This is a genomic window from Methanothermobacter sp. (assembly GCF_049720995.1).
Taxonomy (GTDB): Archaea; Methanobacteriota; Methanobacteria; order Methanobacteriales; family Methanothermobacteraceae; genus Methanothermobacter.
The window spans coordinates 1-24,149 of record NZ_JBNASF010000019.1; the positions used below are offsets into that span (position 1 = coordinate 1).

28 protein-coding genes and 1 tRNA gene are annotated in these 24,149 nt (G+C 48.1%); 9 read left to right on the top strand and 20 right to left on the bottom strand.

Features of this window, described 5'->3' with window-relative positions:
- Positions 1-70: 70 nt before the first annotated feature.
- The gene (locus tag ACPLJI_RS06640; RefSeq protein WP_424730380.1) at positions 71-457 is read right to left on the bottom strand and encodes a GerW family sporulation protein; all 387 of its coding nucleotides are present in this window, start codon (positions 455-457) and stop codon (positions 71-73) included.
- Between the two features lie 108 nt (positions 458-565).
- Here ACPLJI_RS06640 and ACPLJI_RS06645 point away from each other — a divergent pair, with 108 nt between their 5' ends.
- Positions 566-1,042, top strand: coding sequence for a CARDB domain-containing protein (locus ACPLJI_RS06645; protein ID WP_424730381.1), 477 nt, complete (start codon positions 566-568; stop codon positions 1,040-1,042).
- 157 nt (positions 1,043-1,199) lie between these two features.
- Here the strand turns inward: ACPLJI_RS06645 and ACPLJI_RS06650 are convergent, their stop codons facing one another.
- Both ACPLJI_RS06650 and ACPLJI_RS06655 read right to left on the bottom strand, forming a co-directional pair.
- On the bottom strand, positions 1,200-1,661 hold the full coding sequence (locus ACPLJI_RS06650; protein ID WP_424730382.1) for a GyrI-like domain-containing protein: 462 nt from the start codon (positions 1,659-1,661) through the stop codon (positions 1,200-1,202).
- A gap of 70 nt (positions 1,662-1,731) precedes the next feature.
- A complete protein-coding gene (locus ACPLJI_RS06655) occupies positions 1,732-2,151 on the bottom strand; it encodes an EamA family transporter (RefSeq protein WP_424730383.1) in 420 nt (139 codons plus the stop codon).
- A gap of 137 nt (positions 2,152-2,288) precedes the next feature.
- Here ACPLJI_RS06655 and galE point away from each other — a divergent pair, with 137 nt between their 5' ends.
- The 3 genes from galE to ACPLJI_RS06670 are packed head-to-tail and all read left to right on the top strand — an operon-like array spanning position 2,289 to position 6,492.
- Positions 2,289-3,278: a UDP-glucose 4-epimerase GalE gene (gene galE / locus ACPLJI_RS06660; protein WP_424730384.1), complete on the top strand. Its 990-nt coding sequence runs from the start codon at positions 2,289-2,291 to the stop codon at positions 3,276-3,278.
- 5 nt (positions 3,279-3,283) lie between these two features.
- Entirely contained in the window at positions 3,284-5,221 is a 1,938-nt protein-coding gene (locus tag ACPLJI_RS06665) for a hypothetical protein (protein ID WP_424730385.1), read from the top strand.
- Between the two features lie 8 nt (positions 5,222-5,229).
- Positions 5,230-6,492: a type II CAAX prenyl endopeptidase Rce1 family protein gene (locus ACPLJI_RS06670; protein ID WP_424741181.1), complete on the top strand. Its 1,263-nt coding sequence runs from the start codon at positions 5,230-5,232 to the stop codon at positions 6,490-6,492.
- 18 nt (positions 6,493-6,510) lie between these two features.
- On the opposite strand, the gene galU is transcribed toward ACPLJI_RS06670, so the two are convergent.
- The 4 genes from galU to ACPLJI_RS06690 form a co-directional block, all read right to left on the bottom strand.
- Positions 6,511-7,368 (bottom strand): UTP--glucose-1-phosphate uridylyltransferase GalU, encoded by an 858-nt coding sequence (galU, locus tag ACPLJI_RS06675; RefSeq protein WP_424730660.1) that lies wholly within the window; start codon positions 7,366-7,368, stop codon positions 6,511-6,513.
- Between the two features lie 35 nt (positions 7,369-7,403).
- Entirely contained in the window at positions 7,404-8,027 is a 624-nt protein-coding gene (locus ACPLJI_RS06680) for a hypothetical protein (RefSeq protein WP_424730659.1), read from the bottom strand.
- 14 nt (positions 8,028-8,041) lie between these two features.
- Positions 8,042-8,281 (bottom strand): hypothetical protein, encoded by a 240-nt coding sequence (locus ACPLJI_RS06685; protein WP_013295836.1) that lies wholly within the window; start codon positions 8,279-8,281, stop codon positions 8,042-8,044.
- A 122-nt stretch (positions 8,282-8,403) separates the two neighbouring features.
- Positions 8,404-8,709: a DUF167 family protein gene (locus tag ACPLJI_RS06690; protein WP_424730658.1), complete on the bottom strand. Its 306-nt coding sequence runs from the start codon at positions 8,707-8,709 to the stop codon at positions 8,404-8,406.
- A gap of 161 nt (positions 8,710-8,870) precedes the next feature.
- Here ACPLJI_RS06690 and ACPLJI_RS06695 point away from each other — a divergent pair.
- Positions 8,871-8,954, top strand: a tRNA-Leu gene (locus tag ACPLJI_RS06695).
- A gap of 84 nt (positions 8,955-9,038) precedes the next feature.
- On the opposite strand, the gene ACPLJI_RS06700 is transcribed toward ACPLJI_RS06695, so the two are convergent.
- Together ACPLJI_RS06700 and ACPLJI_RS06705 are read right to left on the bottom strand one after the other, a co-directional pair.
- Positions 9,039-9,476, bottom strand: coding sequence for a DUF371 domain-containing protein (locus tag ACPLJI_RS06700; protein ID WP_424730662.1), 438 nt, complete (start codon positions 9,474-9,476; stop codon positions 9,039-9,041).
- 66 nt (positions 9,477-9,542) lie between these two features.
- Entirely contained in the window at positions 9,543-9,713 is a 171-nt protein-coding gene (locus ACPLJI_RS06705; RefSeq protein ID WP_424730657.1) for a hypothetical protein, read from the bottom strand.
- 177 nt (positions 9,714-9,890) lie between these two features.
- Here ACPLJI_RS06705 and ACPLJI_RS06710 point away from each other — a divergent pair, with 177 nt between their 5' ends.
- Positions 9,891-10,307, top strand: coding sequence for a GIY-YIG nuclease family protein (locus tag ACPLJI_RS06710; RefSeq protein WP_424730656.1), 417 nt, complete (start codon positions 9,891-9,893; stop codon positions 10,305-10,307).
- Here ACPLJI_RS06710 and ACPLJI_RS06715 read toward each other — a convergent pair.
- The 8 genes from ACPLJI_RS06715 to ACPLJI_RS06750 all read right to left on the bottom strand — a co-directional run bounded on the left by ACPLJI_RS06715 (position 10,304) and on the right by ACPLJI_RS06750 (position 16,061).
- Entirely contained in the window at positions 10,304-10,486 is a 183-nt protein-coding gene (locus tag ACPLJI_RS06715) for a hypothetical protein (RefSeq protein WP_424730655.1), read from the bottom strand. The two genes, ACPLJI_RS06710 and ACPLJI_RS06715, sit on opposite strands and share 4 nt — an antisense overlap.
- A gap of 1 nt (position 10,487) precedes the next feature.
- A complete protein-coding gene (gene cfbC, locus ACPLJI_RS06720) occupies positions 10,488-11,285 on the bottom strand; it encodes a Ni-sirohydrochlorin a,c-diamide reductive cyclase ATP-dependent reductase subunit (protein WP_424730654.1) in 798 nt (265 codons plus the stop codon).
- 22 nt (positions 11,286-11,307) lie between these two features.
- Positions 11,308-11,778: a CBS domain-containing protein gene (locus tag ACPLJI_RS06725; protein ID WP_424730653.1), complete on the bottom strand. Its 471-nt coding sequence runs from the start codon at positions 11,776-11,778 to the stop codon at positions 11,308-11,310.
- Positions 11,779-11,995: 217 nt separating this feature from the next.
- A complete protein-coding gene (locus ACPLJI_RS06730; RefSeq protein ID WP_424730652.1) occupies positions 11,996-13,186 on the bottom strand; it encodes a peptidase U32 family protein in 1,191 nt (396 codons plus the stop codon).
- A 79-nt stretch (positions 13,187-13,265) separates the two neighbouring features.
- Positions 13,266-14,669, bottom strand: coding sequence for an amidophosphoribosyltransferase (gene purF, locus ACPLJI_RS06735; RefSeq protein ID WP_424730651.1), 1,404 nt, complete (start codon positions 14,667-14,669; stop codon positions 13,266-13,268).
- A gap of 39 nt (positions 14,670-14,708) precedes the next feature.
- Entirely contained in the window at positions 14,709-15,551 is an 843-nt protein-coding gene (locus ACPLJI_RS06740) for a toprim domain-containing protein (RefSeq protein WP_424730650.1), read from the bottom strand.
- A complete protein-coding gene (locus ACPLJI_RS06745) occupies positions 15,552-15,734 on the bottom strand; it encodes a 50S ribosomal protein L37e (protein ID WP_424730649.1) in 183 nt (60 codons plus the stop codon). It abuts the gene before it with no gap.
- A 90-nt stretch (positions 15,735-15,824) separates the two neighbouring features.
- Positions 15,825-16,061 carry an LSm family protein gene (locus ACPLJI_RS06750; protein WP_013295846.1) on the bottom strand — a complete coding sequence of 79 codons (237 nt, stop codon included), beginning with the start codon at positions 16,059-16,061 and terminating at the stop codon, positions 15,825-15,827.
- A gap of 221 nt (positions 16,062-16,282) precedes the next feature.
- Between ACPLJI_RS06750 and ACPLJI_RS06755 the strand changes: the two genes are divergently transcribed.
- The 3 genes from ACPLJI_RS06755 to ACPLJI_RS06765 are packed head-to-tail and all read left to right on the top strand — an operon-like array spanning position 16,283 to position 19,605.
- Positions 16,283-16,768 (top strand): DUF1947 domain-containing protein, encoded by a 486-nt coding sequence (locus ACPLJI_RS06755; protein ID WP_424741182.1) that lies wholly within the window; start codon positions 16,283-16,285, stop codon positions 16,766-16,768.
- A 3-nt stretch (positions 16,769-16,771) separates the two neighbouring features.
- Complete coding sequence (gene arfB / locus ACPLJI_RS06760) at positions 16,772-17,467, top strand: 2-amino-5-formylamino-6-ribosylaminopyrimidin-4(3H)-one 5'-monophosphate deformylase (RefSeq protein ID WP_424741183.1); 696 nt, start codon at positions 16,772-16,774, stop codon at positions 17,465-17,467.
- A gap of 23 nt (positions 17,468-17,490) precedes the next feature.
- Complete coding sequence (locus ACPLJI_RS06765) at positions 17,491-19,605, top strand: ribonucleotide reductase N-terminal alpha domain-containing protein (protein WP_424741184.1); 2,115 nt, start codon at positions 17,491-17,493, stop codon at positions 19,603-19,605.
- Positions 19,606-19,846: 241 nt separating this feature from the next.
- Here ACPLJI_RS06765 and ACPLJI_RS06770 read toward each other — a convergent pair whose 3' ends face one another.
- The 3 genes from ACPLJI_RS06770 to ACPLJI_RS06780 all read right to left on the bottom strand — a co-directional run bounded on the left by ACPLJI_RS06770 (position 19,847) and on the right by ACPLJI_RS06780 (position 24,130).
- Positions 19,847-21,103, bottom strand: coding sequence for a hypothetical protein (locus tag ACPLJI_RS06770; protein ID WP_424731553.1), 1,257 nt, complete (start codon positions 21,101-21,103; stop codon positions 19,847-19,849).
- A 29-nt stretch (positions 21,104-21,132) separates the two neighbouring features.
- The gene (locus ACPLJI_RS06775) at positions 21,133-21,381 is read right to left on the bottom strand and encodes a hypothetical protein (RefSeq protein ID WP_424731552.1); all 249 of its coding nucleotides are present in this window, start codon (positions 21,379-21,381) and stop codon (positions 21,133-21,135) included.
- Between the two features lie 247 nt (positions 21,382-21,628).
- Positions 21,629-24,130, bottom strand: coding sequence for a DUF5814 domain-containing protein (locus ACPLJI_RS06780; protein WP_424731551.1), 2,502 nt, complete (start codon positions 24,128-24,130; stop codon positions 21,629-21,631).
- Positions 24,131-24,149 lie beyond the last annotated feature (19 nt).

Sequence of the window (24,149 nt, forward strand, 5' to 3'; positions counted from 1 at the left end):
TTCATGGGCTATCTCATTCCTTACTCTCACTTTCAGGTTCCCCTAATGAGGAGAATCTTCATGGGCTATCTCATTCCTTACTCTCACTTTCAGGTTCCCTCTTATCTGAAATCTCCCGTATTATATCTGTAACGGTGGATCCAAGTTCCTGTATTATCCTCCCGGTGCTTCCTGATCTGAGGTCAATCACCCTCACACCCTCCGGGCCCTCAACACCCTTAAGAACTATCATGGCCACTGGCTCAGCTCCGGCAGCAGCGCCTGCACCACTTCCAGAGCCTCCCTCAGACTCTGAGGAGGTTCCCTCACCCATACCAGCGCCGAAACCGACACCCATCTTCATGAGTGGTATCAGAACCTTATCCTCTGTCTCTATGGCCTCACCCACAAGGTTCTTCACATCCAGGAGCTTGCGAAGCTCCTCAACTGTTGTTTTAATTGGTTCCTCAATTTTCATTTTAAATCACATTACACTGTATGTATGTTCAGCCATATCCTTACCCCGATCAAAACACTTATATGTACCTGGTTTACAATCTGTTAATCTGGAGGCGGTAAGTTGGATATGAAAATCTATGCTCTAATTCTGGTGCTTCTCATTGCAGGTGTCTCAGCAGGTTTTTACCTTTTCACCCAAACAGGGAGCACATATAACAGGGAAGTTAAAAATTTAAGTGAAAAAAACGATACAGCCGGTTCGGCCAGGATCATTGCAACCCAGACAGGCCCCGAGTCTGCAAAGCCAGGGTCAGATATCACCCTTAAATGCAGGATAAGGAATGATGGTACAGGGCCAGCAAGGAACGTTAAGGTCACATCACAGGACTTTGAAAGGTCCTTTGATGTTATAGGTGCGGGGGAAGAGGTGGAATTCCAGGTACAGATCCACATACCCACTGAGGAAGAGGTTAAGATTGACTTCGGGGAAGACGCCAAACTATCAAACCCGTTCTTCATAGGTGGTTTCAGCGTAACCTACACTGATTCAAGTGGAAAGCACAGTTTAAATTCCAATTCTCTGGAGATACCCCTCCAGATCTAATTTATTTTATTCAGCGTCCCCTTCAATGCAGAGGATCCAGGTCACACCTCCCAGACCCAATTCATTTTATAATCATTTCCGGTTATAAAATCCAGATCCACAATCTATTTCATTAAAAAGAAAAAACAGGCCTTATTCTAAAATTAAAAGGAAAGAATCAATCAGGTTTCTTGACAGGGAGCTGAACCTCTGTGAGAAGTTCCGATTCATCCACCTCCAGTGGACTGTTGAGGTAGACCTCAGTTATGGGACCCACAATTTCATAGCCATTTTCAGTGGCATAATCGATTAAAGAATGGATTGCGGGACCCACCTCAGTGTATGGCCCCTCATGAAGCGTTGCAAGGACCCTCTGAGCAGGTAAATTCTTTATCTTGATTTTTTCAGACGGCTCCGCCTCACCTGCAATGGATACCCCTATCTCATAGACAAGGTCATCCTCACTGACATCCTCTGGACTGTTATAATAGGTCCCGTATACACGTCCCGTCATCTGCAGCCCATTCCCTATGACCCACTCTGCAACCTCAGCTATGTACCTGGGTATAAGGTCATAGCTACCTGAACACTCTCTGTAGGCAACCCGAACCCCTTCAACCATCTTCTCAGTTATCTCCATAAAACACCTCCCCTCAAGTTTATGTTATGCGTCAAATGATAAAAGTTTATCTAAAATGTGTTACTAAGGTTCACATCCGGACAAGCACCACGCCCCCAACCACCATGAGCAACCCGATGGCCTTTGCCGCCGTTAACCTCTCACCCAGCAGAAAGGCCGCAACAATGAGGGTGAATATGGGGAAGGCTGCGACCACTGGTACAACTATGGATGCCTCCCCTGATTTGAGTGCATAGTAATAAAACAGCTGCCCCAGGAGGGCTGCTGATATACCATCCAGTGCCAGGAAGAACCATCCCCCTGGACTCACATCTGAGAGAGCATCCAGACCCCCACTGAACATGACCCATCCAAGCATGACAGCGGTTATGACGGAACTTCTTATTGTGAGCGCAATTCCAGGGTTGACACCCTCAAGTCCTATCTTGCTGAAAATAGGGGCCAGACCAAACATCAATGCCGCAAGGAGCGCGAAGACCAGGTAGTTCAAGACATCACCTCTGAGGATATGTATCATAACTATGTGATCTCAGATAAAAAAATCTTCAGCAGGAGAGTGAGATAAGAGCATCAATGTTTATCTGTTTCCCTGACAAATAAAGAGATAGATCAGTTTGTGGTGTAACAATGATACTCATAGTCGGCGGAGCAGGTTATATCGGTTCACACGTCAATAAGTTCCTCTCAGAGAGGGGATATGAAACCCTCATCCTTGATAACCTCACAAAGGGACACAGGGAATCTGTAAGGTGGGGTGAATTCATTGAGGGGGACCTCGGTGACAGGAGACTCCTTGAGAGGATCTTCACCGGCCACGATGTTGAAGCAGTTATGCACTTTGCGGCGTTCACAGATGTTGGTGAATCTGTCCAGAAACCAGGGGACTACTACAGGAACAACGTGATGAACACCATGAATCTCCTTGATTCCATGCGAGAGAACGGGGTCAGCAGGTTCATATTCTCATCAACATGTGCCGTCTATGGCAACCCATCCCAAATCCCTATAACCGAGGAACACCCCCTAAACCCAATAAGCCCCTACGGAAGGTCCAAACTCATGGTTGAGGAGATACTGAGGGACTACACTGATGCATATGGCCTTAACTATGTATCACTCCGGTACTTCAACGCAGCAGGGGCTGACCCTGAAGGAGAGATCGGGGAACTCCACGAACCTGAAACCCACCTAATACCCATAGTACTGGACGCCGCTATGGGTCTTAGGGACTCTGTAAGGATCTTCGGTACATACTACCCCACCCCCGACGGGACATGCATAAGGGACTACATACACGTCATGGACCTTGCAGATGCCCACTGGAGAGCCCTTGAATACCTTGAAGGTGAAAGAAGTGGCGTGTTCAACCTTGGAAACGGTAACGGCTTCTCTGTGAGGGAAGTCATAGAAACCTGCAGAGAGGTTACAGGTGCCAGTATAAAGACTGTGGAGGACGAAAGAAGGCCCGGAGACCCCCCTGAACTTGTAGGAAGTTCACAAAGGGCCCGTAAACTCCTCGGATGGAGTCCTGTTTTCACTGAACTTGAGGAGATCATCAAAACCGCATGGAAATGGCATAGAACTGCAAAAAATGATTCAAATTCCCTCAAATGGTGATGGAGATGAAAATTACAGTAACAGGGGATGTGACAGTTGACTGGATCCAGTGGCCTGTCAGACAGGACGCTGGGGCTTCAATGTTCAACTGGAAAACCCACCTGGGTTTCAAAAGACGGGCGCTTGAGGGTGGTGCCCTCCTCACCGCAAGGATGCTCAAGAGTCTTATGGATGTCAACCACCCATCACTATCGTGCAGACCTGAAAAAACGGATCCTTCAGAGTTCATACACTCATTTGCAGAGTTAAAACCCTCAGGTGACGGCTACCACGTGAAGAGATTCATGGGCTACACAGGACCGGATGATGGTCTCCCATCGATGCCATTCAGATTCAGGGACAGGGATGCAGATATTGTCGTCATTGATGATGCAGGAAATGGTTTCAGGGAAATGAAGGAAAAATGGCCCTCAGCCATAATTGATGGTGACCCAACCACAGTACTCAAGATGTCATCCCCCCTCTTCAGTGGTAGACTCTGGGAGCACCTCCTTGAAAGGCAGCGCGAAAACCTCATCCTCATAATAACCATGGAGGACCTGAGGGAGTACGGTGCCAATATAAGCAGAAGACTCTCATGGGAGAGGACAGCAGAGGACTTCATGTGGCAGATGAGGAACAACCCGACACTTAAGGACATACAGGACCTCAGGATGATCGTTCGTGTGGGCCTCGAGGGCGCCATATACTATGCCGGAGGTGATGCCAGGTTATTCTACCACCCCCATATATTCGAGGGTAACCTCATGGAGAGGGCCCCCGGTAAAATGCAGGGATGTGGATGCGCATTCACAGCGGGATTCACAGCATCACTGAGCAGGGGCCATGAAATTGATGATTCAGTGAGAAGGGGAATGGCTGCTGCCGCTGAACTCCTTTCCATGGGGTTTTCTGAGAAACCTGACTACCCATTAAGTGACATATTCCGCTCAGGGGGTGAGGACATCGGGGCAGTTGACATACCCCTCCACTCCAGGGGTCTCTGGACAATCGCCGACTCACCACCCCTCTTTGATATAGAGGCCGTGTCAAGGTACATCGTGATAAACGGTTACAGGAGAAGAAAGTGTCCGCTTCCTGTGGCACACTTTGGTAAGCTCATAACAGCCGACCGGAGGGAAATTGAGGGCTATCAGAGCATAAGGAACCTCCTGATGGAGTACATGAAAAATGAGAACCCTGAAAGACCCCTCTGTATCGGGGTTTTCGGTCCGCCAGGGGCCGGTAAATCCTTTGCTGTGAGCCAGCTGGCTGCAAGTGTGGATCCAGAGAGAATAAAACCCCTGAACTTCAACATATCCCAGTTCAGGGATGAGGATGACCTCATAGACGCCTTTCATCAGATAAGGGATGTGGTGCTTGAGGGTATGGTTCCCCAGGCCTTCTTTGATGAATTCGACTCACCCATGGGGGGTAAAAGGCTTGGATGGGTCAGGTACTTCCTGGCACCCATGCAGGACGGGGAGTTCAGGGAGGGGGACAGCATGCACCCTCTGGGTAAATCCATACTTGTATTTGCAGGTGGCACGAGCAGTACATTCCAGGAGTTCGAGTCACAGGACCCTGAAATTCTGAGGGAAGCCAAGGTGAGGGACTTCATAAGCAGACTCCGGGGCTATGTGAATATAATCGGTCCCGATCCACAGCACAGGCGAGATAAATTTTTTATGCTGAGGAGGGCAATACTGTTAAGGTCCATGTTTGAGAGGAAGACCCCCCACCTCTTTGATGGGAACGGCCGCCTCAGAATCGATGATGGGGTGCTGAATGCATTCCTCAAAATACCCGAGTACAGGCATGGTGTGAGGTCAATGGAGGCCATACTCGATATGAGCATGTTACAGGACGTTAAGAAGTTCGAAAAGGCTTCCCTTCCATCAGCCGGACAGCTCGACCTTCACGTTGACGGAGAACTATTCCAGAGGATGGTCATGAAGAATTAGGTGGTAACTTGGAGAGGCGAAGGATTCTCAGACCGGAGGATTACATTGACAGAATCAGGTACTTTAATCTAAGGGCCGAGGAGTATGCAGAGGCAGGGGATGTGAAAAGAACTGCCGATACACTCTTCAGAATGGGGCGGGAGTACCATAAACTTCAGAAAACTGATCTTGCCCTTGATAGCTACAGGAACGCCCTTGAACTGTACAGGGAGGAGCATGACCCCCGCGAGGCGGATGTATCATTCTGCATGGGTAAGATTTATGAGGGGAAGGGTAAGCTGAAGCGGGCCGGATGGTTCTACAACCTTGCAGCGTCAGGTTTCAGGAGGGTCAACGATCTCAAAAATGAATCAGAGGCTGTTCTACACAGTGCAAGGGTTCTTGAAATGCTGGGGAAGCATGATGAGGCCATTGAGGCATACCGGCGTTATAATGAGATCTGTCTCAGGAACCAGGAGAAGGTCAAGGTACTTGTTGCTTATGCAAAGATGAAGGAGCTGGAGGAGCAGCTCAGTGATGAGTTCACCAGGTACAACACCTCCATACTCCTCCTTTACCTCTCCATCCTTGTGATTGCCGAGTACACAACAACCTTTATAAGCATGAAGCTGGGGCTTGTGATTCACACAGTGCTTCTCTTCGCCCTCTTTATTCACTCATCAATCTCAAAGAAAAAGATGAAGGTTCTCCTTGCAGCCATGATGATGCTTCCCATCATAAGGATCGTGGGACTTTCAATGCCCCTCACCGTTGTAAGGCACCTCTACTGGTACATCATAATAGCAGTTCCGCTTTTTGCAGCATCAGCAGCCCTAATGAGAACCCAGAACCTCACAAGGGACGATGCAGGGCTGAACTTAAGGAAGTTACGCTGGCAGGTTGCAGTTGCATTCACAGGTTTTCCGATGGGGTACATTGAATACCAGATACTGAGACCAGAGGCCCTCATCCCCCATCTCTCTGTTCAGAATTTTATTCTGGGCTTTGCTGTTATGCTCATAGGGACCGGGCTTGCTGAGGAGCTTCTCTTCAGGGGTATTGTTCAGAGGAACGCCGAGGAGGTGATGGGAAAACTCAAAGGACTCCTTTATGCATCACTACTATTCACAGCGCTTCACGTGGGCTGGAAGTCCGGTTACGACCTTATATTTGTGTTCAGCGTTGCAGTGGTCTATGGCCTTGTATTCCAGAGAACAAGGAGTATCGCCGGTATAACGGCATCACACGGGATATCAAATTCCATACTTTTCCTTGTAATGCCATTTTTATGAGTAAGACAAAAAAATTATTTATCGGTACCTGGAAATGAGGTCCCTCAGGTAATCAACCAGTTCTGACCTTATCTCATCGTCCCTCATGGCAAATTCAAGGGATGTTTTAAGCCAGTCAACCCTGTTACCTATATCATAGGTTTTGCCACTGAAGAGACAACCGTAAACCGTTTTAAGTTCCCTCATGGCATCGGTCAGCTGTATCTCACCCCCGAATCCCGGGGGAACGTTCTCTATGTGATCAAATATTTCACTATCAAGGACGTACCTCCCCATTATGGCGAGATTCGATGGTGCCTCACTGACGGAGGGTTTTTCAACCATCTCATCTATCATGTAGACGCCATCACTGACCTCCTTTCCATCAATGATACCATACCTTTCAACCTTATCCCGTGGGACCTCCTCAACGGCAATGGCAGAGGCACCGTACCTTTCATATAGGTCCATGAGCTGACGGGTGCAGGGGACATCAGATGAGGTTATCGTATCACCAAGGAGGACGGCGAACGCATCCTCACCATCTATGTGTTTCCTTGCACAGTATATGGCATCCCCGAGCCCCTTCTGCTCCTTCTGCCTCACAAAGTATATATCCGCAAGGTCAGAGATGGCCTCAACCTCGTCAAGGTACTCCCTTTTGTTGTTCTTCATGAGGAAGTATTCAAGTTCAAAGGACCTGTCAAAGTGGTCCTCTATTGACCTCTTACCCTTACCTGTTATTATTAGGATGTCATCTATACCTGAAGCCACAGCTTCCTCCACAACGTACTGGATAGTTGGTTTATCAAATACCGGTAACATCTCCTTGGGCTGTGCCTTGGTTGCAGGAAGAAAACGGGTCCCAAGACCAGCTGCTGGTATAACTGCCTTCATGAAAAACCTCCATTTAATAAAAAAGAAAAAAATTTTTAACCACCCGCTGCAAGTGTGCACAGAACCGGAGGCGCTAGCTGTGTTATTTTAACGGTTCCATCAGCGTTAACTGTTATGAGAAGCTCAACATAGACTGACCTTATACCCTTGAGGAATTCAGCGCCCTTTGTGGGATCCTGTGTTACGTTTACCTGGTTTGATGTTATACTGGATAGAGGATAAAATACGTGTGAAGCTGTGAGACGATAAGCGTTTGTTTCATCACCTATTCTGTCCTCGGTGCCCCCATAAACTGTCATGTTGAGTGTTGCGTTTCCTGTTTTGTTTCCGTGTGGATCAAGCCACATTTTCATGGGGAATGTTGTCCCTGCGGGTAATGATCCATTGTAGCCAAGTTCCTTTGATAGGTCCACTGTGACCCTTCCGCCGGGCTGGATCCATGAGTCAATATAGATGTTTGTAAGTGATCCATCGGCCTTTGATACATTTTCCACCACTGCCACGGCATGTACCTGTTGGTCAGTAGCGTGGTTGCTCATTGCAAGAAGTGTGTCGCCTGCTGCAGGGGGTGTTACCGTTGGATTCCTGATCATAAGGGCTGCTGCGCCCACTATGACAAGAATAACCACAATTACCAGTATTAAAGCGTTTCTGTTCATCTTAACCCCCTTTTTTAGACTATTGTTAGAACCCTGTATATTACGATCGCTGCAAATACTATGAGCAACGGCAGGATCGCCACGTTGGATCCTGATACCATGGCCTTTATTGTTTCGTTTCCTGTTTCGTCAGAGCTTAGAATTTCCTTGAGAGCAAGGAAACCGATCAGTGCAATCACTGCTATTATACTGTAAGTCATTACATCAGCGGTGGTTACGGTGGTGGTTGTTGTCGTTGTAACTGTAGAAATCATTTCTAACCTCCACTTAATTCTTTTTTTATCCTAATTAATAAAGCTTTCTAAAGAATAAAGCTTTCTAAAGTTAAATTTTCAATTTTATGGATATGAATTAATTTTTTTATATATGGAGATTATCATGGAATTATAATTCCAAATTTTTCTTTCAGAAGACCCCTGAATGTCTCAGCATCCATCCCATATATCTTCAGTTTTTTGTGCCGGCTTTTATGGCCTGATAATATATCAGCTTTCGTGTTAAAGGCAGATGAAAACTCCTTTATTATCTCCCTGTTGGCCCTGCCCTTCTCCGGGGGAGCCCCGACCTTAACCTCAATTCTCTTCCTCCACTCATTGTAAGATCTGACCTCAAATCTACCTGATGCAGGGGATACTTCAATATCCACAAGGAGATCATCACCTGCCTCTCTAAGACAGGACAAAAATAATCACCTCCATTGATTCTGAATCTGCATTCCATACGATTTCTTCTCAGCACATCCTTAAAGAATGATCGGCTCCCTCAACCTGAGCAACCGCAAAGTTTAAATAGTAAAACATAGATAATTTGTTCCACTCCCCGTTAAGCACTGATTTTTCCCATGCAGGGGTGGTCGAGCGGTCAAAGGCGCTAGGTTGAGGGCCTAGTGGGGGAGTCCCTTCGCGGGTTCGAATCCCGTCCCCTGCACTCCTATTTAACGATTCACACCATGAAAATCCATCTGAATCGCCATTAACCTTTTATCACTGGAAAACTTGAAACCACAAAAAACTAATCGGAATCATCATATTCAACTATTATTTCAACGGTGAGCTCTTTACCATCCATTAAATCCCTCACGAGCCTTCGGTCAAGGTCACATGCAGCCTTATCGGCCCCTATCATGAGTGTTCTTCCACAGATGTAATCGCTCTTACGGCACACGATATCTGTTGGGTGATCCAGGGTGAGGTCAGGATGCCCGTAACCACTTATTTCATCAAACCCATTTTCAGTGCGCAGCACCACCCTCACACGTGATGATTCCCCTGCTATGGCAGACCTCACCTCATCAGGAATTGTTGAAACAGAATCAGATGATGAAACACCTATTATACAGTCTGCGGTTTTACCTATTTCAGGGTCAGCTGTGACCTCAAGTGTTGTTCTGTGCTCTGCGGTAACGTTGGGGTGACCCCTCGCCCTCAGAGTGTACCTGACCTCAGCCATTCCACCACCAAGTGAGCTTGAGGTCCCTGCAGGGCCCCTCAAAAAAAGTTCAAATGGCAAAATCTACTACTCTGCCTTGGTACCTCCCCATAGTGCTACAAGCCCAACTATAATTTTCAGGGCAGCGTGCCATGCCGGGTCCTTGAGAGCCTGGTAAGGGATCCCAAGGTAACCCAGTATACCCATAACTACTAATATTATACCAATTATGTAAAGCAACCATTTTGCCACTGCCATGGTATCACCCCCAGTACCTGGGTGCCCTGCAGAAACCAGAATATAATTAAATCATACAAAAATATAAATTTTACTAAAAATTTCTTACAATGATAATAACAGATGGATTTATTACTGGATCCTGTGATGAGTTCCGTTGATTGATAAAATAAATACTGAAATTATTATGGAGTCAGCATGAAGGGTACCTACTGTCTTATCATAAGGTGCGGTGGAACTGAAACCAGGATTGGAAGCCTTGGCAGGATAAGGTTTCCCCCCGGCTACTACGTGTATGTTGGATCAGGTTTTGGCTCACTTGAGGCCAGAATAAGAAGACATCTGAGGGCTGAAAAGAGGATGAGATGGCACATAGACCACCTATTAACTGATACAGAGGTTGTGGGGGTTTTCTATTCCACAGATGAGAGGAGACTTGAATGTGCAGTTTCAGAAAAACTCGAGGGAGACCTCTCTGTGAAGGGTTTCGGATGCTCCGACTGCAGATGCAGGTCACACCTCCACCACTTCAAAACCAGAGGTGAAGCCGAGAAGGCTGTTGAAAGGGCGTTCAGGGACCTGCATGCAGACCTGAAAAAATGGGATGAAATCTAGGTCCTCAAGAGCTTCAGTCCAGCCCCCACCATGAGGGCACCGAATATGATTTTCAGGGCCGCATGCCACCAGGGTTCAGATCCCAGGGTGCTCGCAGGGTACAGTGCCCAGACTGCCATGAAAACTATCACAGCACCCACCAGAAGGTGGAAGACCCCGAGCTGCACATATCTCTCCATATCAATCATCTCCTTTGAAGTTTCTAAAGAACTCCTCAAATTCCTCAGGATCCATGGGTTCAGGTGAAGAGAATTCGGTGTTAAGGTAAACCTCATCTGCCAGTTTCCTGTAAACCTCTGCCTGTTCAGATTCAGGGAACCTCTCAATCACGGTCTTTGCCTCAATTTCACTCTCCTGGACAAGGGGGCTTCTTGGAACCACACCAACAACACGTGAACCTATCCTTGAGGCGAATTCAGATACAATATCAGCCTCATCTCTGATGCCACGGCAGTTACAGATGACGCCGCCAAGTTTACCCCTCAGTTTCTTTATACCCCTTGCAATATTGTTTGCAGCGTAAAGGGACATGTACTCCCCGGAGGTTACTATATAGACCTCATCTGCAAATTCCTCACGGAGTGGCACCGCGAATCCACCGCAGACCACGTCACCGAGGACATCGTATATGACCACATCAATCTCCTCCTCAAATACACCGAGTTTTTCAAGGAGGTTCATTGCAACGATCACACCCCTCCCGGCGCATCCAACACCGGGTTCAGGGCCTCCTGACTCCACACACCTAACACCGCCAAAACCCTCATGGATAACCTCAGAGGCGTCAGGTTGACGGTTCTCCTTAAGGATATCAAGTACAGCGGGGAGCCTTTCACCGTAGAGTGTCCTGGTTGTATCTGCCTTTGGATCACAGCCTATAACGAGTACCCTGTGCTCGGAGGAATAGGCAGCCGCCATATTCGATACAATCGTGGACTTCCCTATACCACCCTTACCATAGATCGCTATCCGCTTCATGGAGACACCGGTTTAGATTTCATCACTTAACAAATGCGCCTATTATATCTCCCCTTGTTATGATACCCACCAGTTCACCATCTTCAACCACAGGAAGCCTCTTCACATCATGCCGGTCCATGAGTTCCGCTGCATCAGAAATGGATGCATCAGGGTGCACCGTTACAACCCTATCTGTCATTATCTCCTCCACCAGCATCATGGCTGCCTTCCTGATACCCTTCGCTATCTCATCGTATTCATGTTTCATCCTAACTGGAAGTTCAAGCAGGTCCAGGGGGGATGGCATGAGGAGGTTCAGGCTGGGTGAATGGACCTCAATAAGCCTCATTATATCACCCTCACTGATAACACCCACTAGTTTACCATCATCATCAACAACCGGGGCCCCGCTGATCCTGTTCTCCCTCAGTACCCGTGCAGCATCATGTATCTTACTGTTCCTCCTGACTGTTATGACATCTTTCTGCATGGCATCCTTTACCCTTATCATTAACTCACCTCTCTTTAATATGTGGAGCATCACTTTTAAAAATAACAGTTACCGCCGGCCACCATGACAGTATATACACAGAGCTACAACCCGTTCCTGATACAGAGCCATAACCCGTTTCCCAGCCTGACGGACACACCAGAGGGAGGTGATTCACGGAGCCGAACATCAAAAACGGTTACCGGTACACATCAGATAAATTCTGAACAGTGATGCCTCAATCCCTTCTAACCCTCCGGTATACGAGGTCCCCTGGCCGGACCCTTTCCTCCACCAGGAGACCCGCGCTACCAGATTCAACCCTTTCCACGGGATCGCCATCAACCTGAAGTGATTCAACACGCTGTATGAGGACCCCCGTTGTTCTGCCCTGTATTATGATCTCATCCCCAACCTCAAGTGGCCTCCACAGCCTCACTTCAGCTGCCCCCACCTTCCTGTAGTAGTTAACAACCTCCCCCACATCCTGCTTCACATAACGGGATACGTTACCCCCGCTACCGGTATCTGGCTCAGAGAAGTATAACCCTGTACCAAAACCACGGTTAAAGACTCCTTCAAGTCTTTCAAGCCACCTGGAATCAAAACTCCACTCACCTGAAAGGTAGGTGTCAATGGCCTCCCGGTATACTGAGGTGACTGTTGCAACATAATCCGCTGCCCTCCCACGACCCTCTATTTTGAGGGCGTCAACACCGGCATCAAGGAGTTCAGGTATATGTTCAACCATACAGAGGTCCCGCGGACTCAGGATGTAGCTCCTTATATCACCCCCGGGGGCCATCTCAAGGTCGAATTCTCCATCCTCAGATACCAGCCTCCACCTCTTCCTGCATGGCTGAAGGCAGTCCCCGCAGTTGGCGCTTCTACCATAAAGGTATGAGCTGAGGTAGCATCTACCTGATATTGCTGTGCAGAGGGCGCCATGGACAAAAACCTCGATTTCAATGGGTGAGGCCGCCGCAATACTGGATATCTCACCAAGGGAGAGCTCCCTTGATAGTATGGCCCTCGTGGCCCCCATCTCCCCCAGTATCCTGAGCGTCCTGGTATTTGTAACATTTGCCTGTACACTGACATGGACGTCCAGGCCGCATTCAGATGCAAGCTCCACAGCTGCAAGGTCAGAGACTATCACCGCATCAGCACCCGCAGAGTAAATCTCAGGTAGTAATCTCTCAAGTCCTTCAATGTCAGAGTCCCTGAGGGCCGTGTTTGTGCATACATAGAGCCCTGCATCGTAGCTGTGGGCCATCTCCGCTGCCTCTGCAATTTCGCCGATACTGAAATTACCTGCCCTTGCCCTCATGTTACAGCCCTCAAGACCCACGTAAACCGCATCAGCACCTGACTTAAGGGCTGCCATCAGCGATGTAAAGGCACCTGCTGGTGATAGGAGCTCAGACATTTAAATCACGTTGAAAAATTTATTGAAACAGAAAACAGTGCAATCAGCCATCCGACAACACTAAAAATTCATGGTGGAACTAGAGGCAGGACCTCAGTGCCTCATATTCATCTATATCTGAGGGAAGAGGTGTCGGGTAGTCCCCGTCCAGGCACCCTGTGCATAGGAAGCCCTTCTTGATACCTATGGATTCAACAAGTGACTCGATACTCAGATAACCCAGGGAATCAACCCCTATTATCCTCCTTATCTCCTCAACATCCCTGCTTGATGCTATAAGCTCCTTCCTGGTTGCCATGGCTATACCATAATAGCAGGGCGACTTTATGGGGGGACATCCTATACGCAGGTGTATCTCCTCTGCCCCTGCATCCCTGATTATGTCAATGAGTGCCCTGGAGGTAGTGCCCCTCACTATGCTGTCATCTATGAGCACTATCCTCTTACCCTCAAGTTCTGACCTTATGGGGTTCATCTTGAGTTTAACCGCTGTTTCACGTTCCTCCTGTGTGGGCATTATGAATGTACGACCAACGTACCTGTTCTTTATGAGTCCCTCACCGTAGGGTATCCCTGACGCACGGGAGTAGCCTATGGCCGCCGGGATGGATGAGTCAGGTACCGGTACAACCACATCTGCATCGGCGGGGTGTTCACGGTAGAGGGCCTCCCCTATACTGAGCCTGACCCTGTAGACGTTGCGGCCGTCTATGACGCTGTCAGGTCTTGCAAAGTAGACGTATTCAAACATGCAGTGGGCCCTCCTGGTGTTGGGTGCGTTGGCAACCCAGTAGGACTTGCCCCTGTTGAGGTGCAGTATCTCCCCTGGCTGAACATCCCTCACATGTTCCGCCCCTATAACATCAAAGGCCACGGTTTCAGAGGCAACCATCTGGGTGTTTCCCTTCCTTGCAAATGCCAGGGGTTTTATACCAACAGGGTCCCTTATGACATAGAGGTCCCCATTGAAGAGAACCACAAGGGAGTAGGACCCTACAAGCTGCTCTGAAACCCTCTTTATGGCACCTATCATGTTGGGTTTTTTTTCATATTCCCTGCTCAGAAGGTGGCATATCACCTCTGAATCCGTGGTTGATATGAACGAGCGGCCCTCATCCTCCAGTTCATCCCGCAGCTCCATTGAATTTATTATGTCGCCGTTGTGGGCTATGGCGATTTTGCCTCCCTGGAATTCACTCCAGAATGGCTGAGAATTCTCAATTCTGGATTCACCTGTGGTTGAGTAACGAACATGACCTATGCCGACACTTCCGCCGAGTTCATCCAGTTTATCAGGGTTGAAGACGTCACAGACAAGTCCCATGCCCCTGTGGGTCAGCATGTCGGTCCCGTTGAATGTTGAGATCCCTGCGGATTCCTGCCCCCTATGCTGGAGGGCGTAGAGTGCGTAGTAGATCTGGGAGGCCACGTTGATGTTTTTATCCTGTGAGTAAATCCCTACAATACCACATTTGTCTCTCACTTCAGATTCTCCCAACAAGAAGGTTTTAAGTTCCCGGATCTAGGATGACTCATCATCGGTTTCAGTGAACACCAGGGCAGATTTAACTATTCTAAGCCACTCAACAGCATCCTCCCTTGATGGTGCCGCTATGAAGCCCTGGCCAGTGATTATGCCTTCAGGTTTGATGTGATCGGTTACAAAATAAATCTTCTCAGGGTCATCTGGTTCCTCTCCAAAGGTTTCGCTCCAGAGTTCCCCTATTGAGAAGGTTTCAAGAAGTTCCTTATCTTCAAGTTCAGAAAAACGAGTTTTGAGCCTGGAATAATCCTCCTCAAGGACCTTTAACTTCTCCTCGAGGACCCCTATCTCCTCTTTGAGGGATTCTGCCTCCCTCTCACCATCCTCAACTTCAGCCAGGAGTTTAATATTTTCATCCCTTAGGGTACTGTTTTCGGCCAGCAGTTCATTCAGCCTCTCCTGACACTCTTCAAGGCTCTCCCTCATGTTTCTTAGATTCTTCACAGTGGAGAGTGTCTGGAGTCCGGCCCTTATGATGGCGTTTTCTATTTCCTCCCTTATCAGGTCAGGGTCAAGGTACTCGACATCATGACCGTAGGGGAGTTTCATCCTCTCAATGTGCCCAACATGACCCTTAAGCGCTTCACGGAATTTATCAGCCAGTTCACGCCCAGTCTGATCAACGTCAGTGGCTATCAGGACGATATCCGCCCCTTCAACAGCCCTCATGGCGATTTCGAGGCTTGTTGTTGGCACTATGGATGATATGGTTATATGGTATTTGGCGCCTAGGGATACCCTCTGAAGCGCCCTGGAAACACTCTCAACGTCAGAGGCTCCCTCAACAATTATCCGCACATCAACAGGGCCCTTGTTATCCATTTATTTCAACCTTTGGCCTGTAATTTTTTTATTCTGCCAGTTGTATCGCCTTATACGGCGTGATTTTCCAAAGCCGCATGCTGCACATACCTTCTTACGCACGTGGTATGAGTTCTTGCCGCAGCGTCTGCACCTTATATGGAGATTCTTGTTACGCTTACCAAATGATGGAGTACCTTTCATGTTCTAATCCTCCTGAAAATCAGTTAAAACCTGTTAATTATAAAATATGCTTTCTCTATTAATATATAAATCAAGCTATTCCGGATCACCCTACGGGGATATGTAAACTATGTTGTCTCCGCGTATAAGGACGGTCCCGAGTCTCCTTGTGACCTCTCCGTCCTCCAGTTCCTCTGCATCATTCAGCACGAGGTTCATATGGAGATCAAAGCTTTTTAAAACTCCCCTGAATTCCCTGTCACCCTTGAGTTTGATGATCACAGGGGAATTCAGTGAATTGCCCAAAGCATCAAGTGGTCTCTGTACATTAACTCTCTGTGAACTCACATCTATCACCTATCCTAGATTAAAATATGGTCAGATTATATTTAAATCTAACTAACAGGCCAGAATCTTCCAGTCAGATACTCCATTTTTCTATTTTACTAGTATATAAGTTTTCTCACAAGGATAATGGCATGAATGAAGGTGATTGCAGATTAGAGGGTAAACTGGTTTAATGGATTAAATCATATAGATATGTAAGGTTCTCATGAAATTTCTAGGGTGTGAACGTGAAGATCAAAAAGAGGTACCATATAAAGAAAAAGAAGATGAAGGAGATTCTGGATCAGATAGGAGAATATTCCCAGCTCATACCCAGAAAGGCCACCGTTGAGATAATAGAGACAGATGAAAACGATATAATCCTCGTCAATGGAGAGCCGCTCCTCATGTTCATGGATGGAAGGGTGGTCCCCACCCTGAGGGGAGCCATCCACATGAAGGAAATAGAGAAGGGTTATGCGGTGGTTGATATGGGGGCTGTGAGGTTCCTTGCAAACGGTGCCGATGTGATGAGTCCAGGTATAGTTGATGCGGACCCTGAAATTGAGAGAGATGACATCGTCATCGTTGTGGACGAAAAACACCGCAAACCCCTTGTAGTGGGAATAAGCCTCATAAGCGGCCCTGAAATGATAAAAAACGACTCTGGAAAGGCCATAAAAACCATACACCACATTGGAGATGCAATATGGGACCTCGAGGTGTGAAGGATGGTTGAACTTAACCTTGATGCAGGTAACATAATCTCAGAGGATGTCCATAGGGTTGGGATAATCGCACTGGGATCACACCTTGAAAACCACGGCCCGGCCCTCCCAATCGACACCGATGCCAAGATAGCATCCTACGTGGCCCTGGAGGCATCCCTTAGAACAGGGGCAAAGTTCCTCGGGATAATCTACGGTGCAACCGAATTTCCATACGTTAAACATGGCATTCACCTTGATAGGGATGAACTTCTGGAGGGGGACCTGAAACCAGTCCTCAGAAAGGCCAGGACCCGCCTGAACATCGACGCGGCTGTTATCGTAAATGGCCACGGGGGAAACCGGCTTGAGGACTGCATTGAGGATCTCATGGATGAACTTGACATGGAGATAATCTGGAATAACAGGATCGTTGAGATTGAGGGGCCCCACGCAGGAAGCGGTGAACTGTCCGCTGGAATCATACTGGGAATAGCGGACCTCACGAGAGTTGAGGAATGCAGACCAGAACTGTATCCTGAAATAGGAATGATAGGCCTGAGGGAGGCCAGAGAGGCCAGTAAGGGGATTGACAGGGCCGCAAGAATCTGTGAAAAGGAGGGTATAAAACCGGACCCTGTTCTTGGCCAGAGAATACTCGATGATGCCATCGAGAGTGTCATAGCCGATGTTAAGGGGCTGCTGGAGACACTACCATAAATGGCCCCATATGGCTCTTAATGATGATCAATTTAACGAAAATAGCCCTTAAGGTGCTTGAGGAGAGGTACCTGCTGAGGAACGAAAGGGGGGAGGTTGTGGAGACCCCCCGGGAGATGTTCAGACGGGTTGCCCGGGCAGTTGCATCTGCAGATGAAATATATGGTTCCGACAGCAGCAGGACAGAGGAACTCTTCTATTCGGTTATGAGGAATCTTGAGTTCCTCCCAAATTCACCCACCCTCATGAATGCAGGTACACCCATAAATCAGCTCTCAGCATGTTTTGTCCTCCCTGTTGACGATTCAATTGAAAGCATATTCGAATCCCTCAAGAACATGGCAATAATCCACAAATCTGGTGGGGGCGTTGGATTCTCATTTTCCAGACTCAGACCCCGGGGTGACACCGTTGCATCAACAATGGGTGTGGCATCAGGGCCAGTGTCATTCATGAGAATATTTGACGTTGCAGTTGAGGTTATAAAGCAGGGGGGACGGAGACGTGGGGCCAATATGGGGGTGCTTCATGTCAGCCACCCGGACATACTCAGATTCATAGAGGCCAAGACATCAGAGGGGTCCCTCAGAAACTTCAACCTCTCTGTTTCTGTCCCCGATAAATTCATGGAGGACGGCCGGGTTGACCTCATAAATCCACGTAACAGTGAAGTGGTTGGCTCCGTAGAATCATCAGTGATACTGAAAAGAATCGTGAAGGCTGCATGGAAGTCAGGGGACCCCGGGATCCTCTTTGAGGACCGTATAAACAGGTACAACCCGACACCGGGACTCGGAAGAATAGAGGCAACCAACCCCTGCGTATCAGGTGATACACTTATAATGACATCTGAGGGTCCGCGAACCGCCGCTGAACTGGAAGGAAGACCCTTCAATGCTATTATCAATGGTTCAGCTTACCCCTCCATATCAGGTTTTTTCAAAACCGGTGAGAAGGAAGTATATGATCTCAGAACCAGGGAGGGCTACAGTTTAAGGTTAACCCATGATCACAGGGTCCTTGTAATGGATGGTTATCTGGAATGGCGTGCCGCCGGTGAACTTGAAAGGGGGGACATCCTTGTGATGGACCCGTTTGCATGCGGGGATCAAAGGGGTCTTGCCACCTTCAGGGGTCTCAGGAGTGAAGGGTTCCAGCAGGTCTATGATGCCAGTGTCCATGGCGCAAATGCATTCACAGCCAACGGATTCATCGTCCACAACTGTGGAGAGCAGCCACTCCTCCCCTACGAGTCATGCAATCTTGGATCAGTCAACCTCAGCCTCATGGTATCCGGTGGGAGTGTTAACTGGGATAGGCTCAGGAGGACTGTGCATGTGGCAGTGCACTTCCTTGACAATGTGATAGACGTTAACAGCTACCCACTCCCCAGTGTGGAGGAGATGACACTTAGAACCCGTAAGATAGGGCTGGGTGTCATGGGTTTTGCTGATATGCTGATAAGGCTTGGAATACCTTACAATTCAGGTGCTGCCCTTGAGGTGGCAGGGAGGGTGATGTCCTTCATATCATCTGAGGCCAGGAAGGCCTCCATGGAACTTGCAAGAAATCGAGGGTCCTTCCCTGAATTTAAGGGTAGTGTATGGGACGTCAATGGATTTGAGGGTATGAGGAACGCCACACTAACCACCATAGCTCCAACAGGTTCCCTGAGTATAATAGCCGGAACCAGCAGCGGAATTGAGCCCCTCTTTGCTGTGTCATACACAAGGAACATCCTCGGCAGGAAATTCCATGAACTGCATCCATTATTCCAGGTGATGGCAGGTGAACTTGACGAGAGATCCCTTGATGTCATAGAAGCCAGGGGGAGTCTGAGGGGTGTCCCCGGTGTTCCAGAGAGGATAAGGAGAGTCTTTGTAACTGCCCATGAAATAGACCCTGTATTTCATGTTAAAATGCAGGCCGCCTTCCAGAGGCACGTTGACAATGCTGTATCAAAAACCGTTAACCTTCCACCGGATTCATCACCCGCCGATGTTGAAAGGGTGTTCAGGGCCGCCCATGAGCTTGGCTGTAAGGGTGTTACGGTTTACAGGTACGGCAGTAAAATGAATGAGGTAATGAGGTTCCCTGAATATGCAGGCTCATGCCGTGATATGAGCTGCCCCAATTGATATGGGAGGATTCACTGAAGGTGATAAAATGGACACCATGTACCTTCAGATCCTCCATTCACTCTATTGGACAGCCTGACTTATAATAATTGAGCTTTACCACAACTTGATTGCAGTTAGTCTCCATAGGTGGTCAATGGGTTGACCCCTGATTGCAGAACCTGCCGGTCCCCAGAATGGTGATCCTGTGAGAGGAGTTTAATCCTCTCCACGGGGGATACTGCAGCGCTGGATCCACGACCTACTGAACCGGCCTGTGGATGTATACAACAAAGTCCCTGTTTTCATAGGCCCTCTCAAGGTAAGGGTAGTTGAGGCCGGATACATTGATGATGGATGGGTTGTAGAAAAGGAGGTTCTCAGAGACATTCCATGTGAATTTGCCCTCTGCTTTAAGTCTTTTATCGAATACAAGGTATTTTATGCTCCTATTTGAGAGTTCATCCGATGAAGGTACCCCTGCCGCTTCGTACAGGATGGAATTAACGGGTCTGTTAGTATAGGCCATCACGAACCCTGCTGTGTAGTAGTTTGAAAATGAAATGACCCCATTTCCTTTCTCCCTGCTGAACCATTCTGCAAGTTCTACTTCTGATTCAGATGGTGGGGCGATCTCTATCCTTCCATGAGGGGTCATGGCACCATAGTCCGCGACCTTCGCGCTGGATAGGTTGCTAAAGCCCTGAAAGGTTGCAAGTATGAGCACAGCTGCCACAAGGACCCTGGCAGGATTTTCATATCTCGCCCTGATTACATTAAATGCTGAAATCAGTCCGCCTCCGGCCAGAATGCTCACAGGAATCATTATATAGATCAGAACCCTGTAAGTTATAACGTTGACACCCAGGTAATAAATCTTTGAGAGGATGAGCAGCGCCATGACCCAGAAGAGGAGTATCCTGTCTTCAAGCTCGAATCTTCTTATTGCAGCTATCATCCCAATAGCTGACAGGATTACAGCGGGATAACCCAGAGCACCGGGATACTTGAGGATGCTGAGTCTTGATGAAGTCTGTAACGCCGTGCTCACACCACCAGGACCTTTATTCTTGAAGTAGAGGGCAGGCAACCACCAGAGAGCAGCGACTGAAACTGCTGTGATAAGGAAAATGACGTAGACAGAGAGCACCCTCCCTATCACTGAGGTGTCCCGTTCAGTGTAAAGTCCCGTGCCCAGGACACCCATTGTTATGAATGTTACTGTAAATCCAAGAGCGAAGGCTGCAGCTGCATGTACAAGTGCAATTAGACCCATTAAAAGTCCTGATATGGAAGCAAAAAGTATTCCACCCTCCTTAAGAGACCTATAATAGAAATAGATACTGAGGGGGAAAAGAATCAGGGCCATGTTCTCTGGTAATGGTAAAACAATCCTTGCTGCAATTGCGCCTGATAACAGGAGAAGCCCGGCCGCCAGACCTACAATCTTACTTCTGTAAAACTTTGAAGCAACAAATGTGACCGATAGGACAATGAGAGGTGCTAACAGTATCTGCATAAACCTGGCAGCTTCAAAGAGCCCTGTTCTTAAAACCAGGATAATAATAGGAGTGTTATGTGAAAGATTGGTGGGTAATTGATCATATTCCCCTGCGGAGCATTGTAAATAGGGTCAAAAATGGTTAAACCATCTGTCATGTAAACCCTTGCAAGGTGTATATGATAAAAAATGTCCCATCCAAGGGGCCACTCGTACCTGAGGGTGATAAAAAGAGCTACCAGAAATACTATTATACTGGGGATAATGTAAATGAGTCTGCTATCTGTCTTTTCCATGGTATCTCCTCTTTTAGATAGGGAACTGCTAATTATCAGCAGCTATTAGATTGCTTTAGATTTCTTTCAAACTGCAATATTAATATCATCTGAACAAATTTAACTTTTTTCCAGGGGCAGACCCTAATATGACCAATATCCGGCAGCTCAAACAATCTAAGTTCTTTCCAGGAAGAGGTCCCATATTAAGTGATGAAACAGAAAGGTGGTGGCCATATGCCCCATAAAATCAAAAAATGAGCAATCCTCAATTTTTTCCGCCCATCTCAATGGACCTTATTATCCCTGAACATTCTCTTAGAATTTTCCTCTTCTTAAAGGCGCCTGCAATCCTCCCTATGGACTCAAGGGTCCTGATGGTGGTGTCAAGCCAGCTGAAGATATCGCCAGGGTAAGCCTGGATCTGGTATCTGGATAGAAGACCCCTGCTTATCTCAACAGGTTCCCTGCCATTGATCCGCTCTGTTATAACATGTTCTGATAACCTGCGCTGTATGCATCCACAGAATGGCCTCTCCCTGCATTCACACGACAGAAAATCCATCTGCAGATTAAGAACAGCCTCCTGAAGTTTACTGTCAAGCCTCACAATGTTATCCCCATCTGAGATTATGTCAAGGGTTGAATCTGCCATTAGATTCATTGAAAACCTTGACCCTGCTGACCTGCTAAGGGCCCTGTGCAGCCTCCCTGATATGTATGCGCCTTCAAATGGTTCAAGCTCCAGTGCAATATCAAGGGGTTTCCGGGAAGACCCCCCTATGCTGCCCCTGATATACTCGGCCTCCTCCACCTTTATGAATGACTTTGACACCGCCATCCCATACTCTGTGGCGCGGATTTCACCATCCATTACTATGAGGTCATATGAATCAAGGATTTCAAGAGCCCTTCCATGATCAAGGGGCCATGAGGGATCCCAAACAATATCAGATTCAGATTTCACAGCACCGGAGCTTATATCTGCCAGGAGGTTTTCAAGAACATCTTCCTCCGTGTAATGAACATCAACAGGGTCGGGTCCGCTTTCAAGGAGCTTGAGTGCCATTGCCTCCTCTGATTCACCTTCAAAGTCCATTCCAACCTCTGGAAGGACGTATACGAAGCCGCGGTCATGGTAGGATGGTCTGCCAGCCCTCCCGAGCATCTGTGCGAATTCATTTGGCGTGATCCATCTGTTCCCCATTAGAAGCGTTTCGAACACCACCTGTGATGCGGGGAAGTCAACTCCAGCAGCCAGCGCAGCGGTTGTGACTATGGCTGCCAGGTCCTGTGATGCAAATGCCCTTTCTATGCGCTGTCTTTCCCTGTAAGATAAACCTGCATGGTAAGCCGCTGCCCTCACACCCCTCCTTGTCAGGTAATCTGCAATGAGCCTCGTCTTTCTACGGGAATTGGTGAAGACTATCGTCTGACCCCGGAACCCCCTCCCTGATTTTGAGGAGAACTCCCTCTCAACCAGTCTGAGTATGAGGTTCTTCCTATCCTCTTCACCCCTAGAGAATACGAGGTGCCTCTCAAGGGGCACCGGTCTCCTGTCATATTCAACCAGTTTGAGTCCGAACTCTGAGGCCACCTCCATGTTGTTCTTAACAGTGGCTGAGAGTGCAATTATCTGGGCCTCTGGGAAAAGCCTCCTTATACGTTTTATCATCCCATTGAGCCTTGAACCCCTCTCCTCATCCTCAAGGGTGTGAATCTCGTCAATGACAATAACCCCCACGTCCCCCAGGATACCTGATCTTCCAGATCTCAGGATATAGTCCATACCCTCATATGTCCCGACAACTATATCAGCTTCACCCACATCCGTCTCAGGGATTCTGAGTTCATCCTTTGCCCTTATACGGCTCATACCCACCTTTATGGCAGTTTTAAGTTTCAGGGGGGAGTACTTCCTTCTGAAATCCCGGTACTTCTGGTTGGCGAGGGCCACGAGGGGTGTCAGGTATATGAACTTTTCACCGGCCATTGCCCGGGGTATCCCTGCAAGTTCAGCTATGAGGGTCTTTCCACTCGCAGTTGCGGATACAACCATGATGTCCTCCCCATCCAGGAGCCCTGCGTCGACTGCAAGGACCTGAACCGGCCTCAGTACGGTGTTGCCCTCCCTTTTAAGCATCCTCTTAAATTTCTCAGGGATCCGAAGTTTATCAACCGGGATGCGGGGGGTCCTGTCTGATCCTGATGTCACCGTATCATAGCGGGTCAGTTCATGGTTCTCGAGGGGGTCGAAGCGGGGGGACATCATCTCCAGTATCCTGTCAAGGCTTAAACCGCGCCTGATCAGTCTTCTGAAGTTCCTGAACGTCGATGGATCCATACCAGCAAATTTAAGCTCCCTTTTTATCAGTTCGTCAACGCATCTTGAACATATTATCTGGCCGGCGTGCACCGTGGATGACCCTGAACTTACAAGGGTCAGGTAGCCCTCATGGAGGCAGTGCTTGCATACCCTTGCATACCTGTATCTGATACCATAGGATGAGAGGAGATCCTCAATCTCAGGGTCGCGTCCTGTTAAAATAACAGCCTGCCTCTTCAACAGTTTAAGGGCCTCTGATGGTTTCCTGATGGTTTCACGTCCATCCATCTCAACGGTGAAACGTGATATCCTCGGCCCTGATTCTGTTTCCCTGAGTTTAATTCTGCCCCAGTAAGCTGGTTTTCTGCGGGTGTTGAGGGCCTTCTTCGGGTTTCCTGCAGGTATAAAATCAACGGATCTTTTCCTTCTGTTTAAAACTATCATCCTATCTCTCAAAAAATTA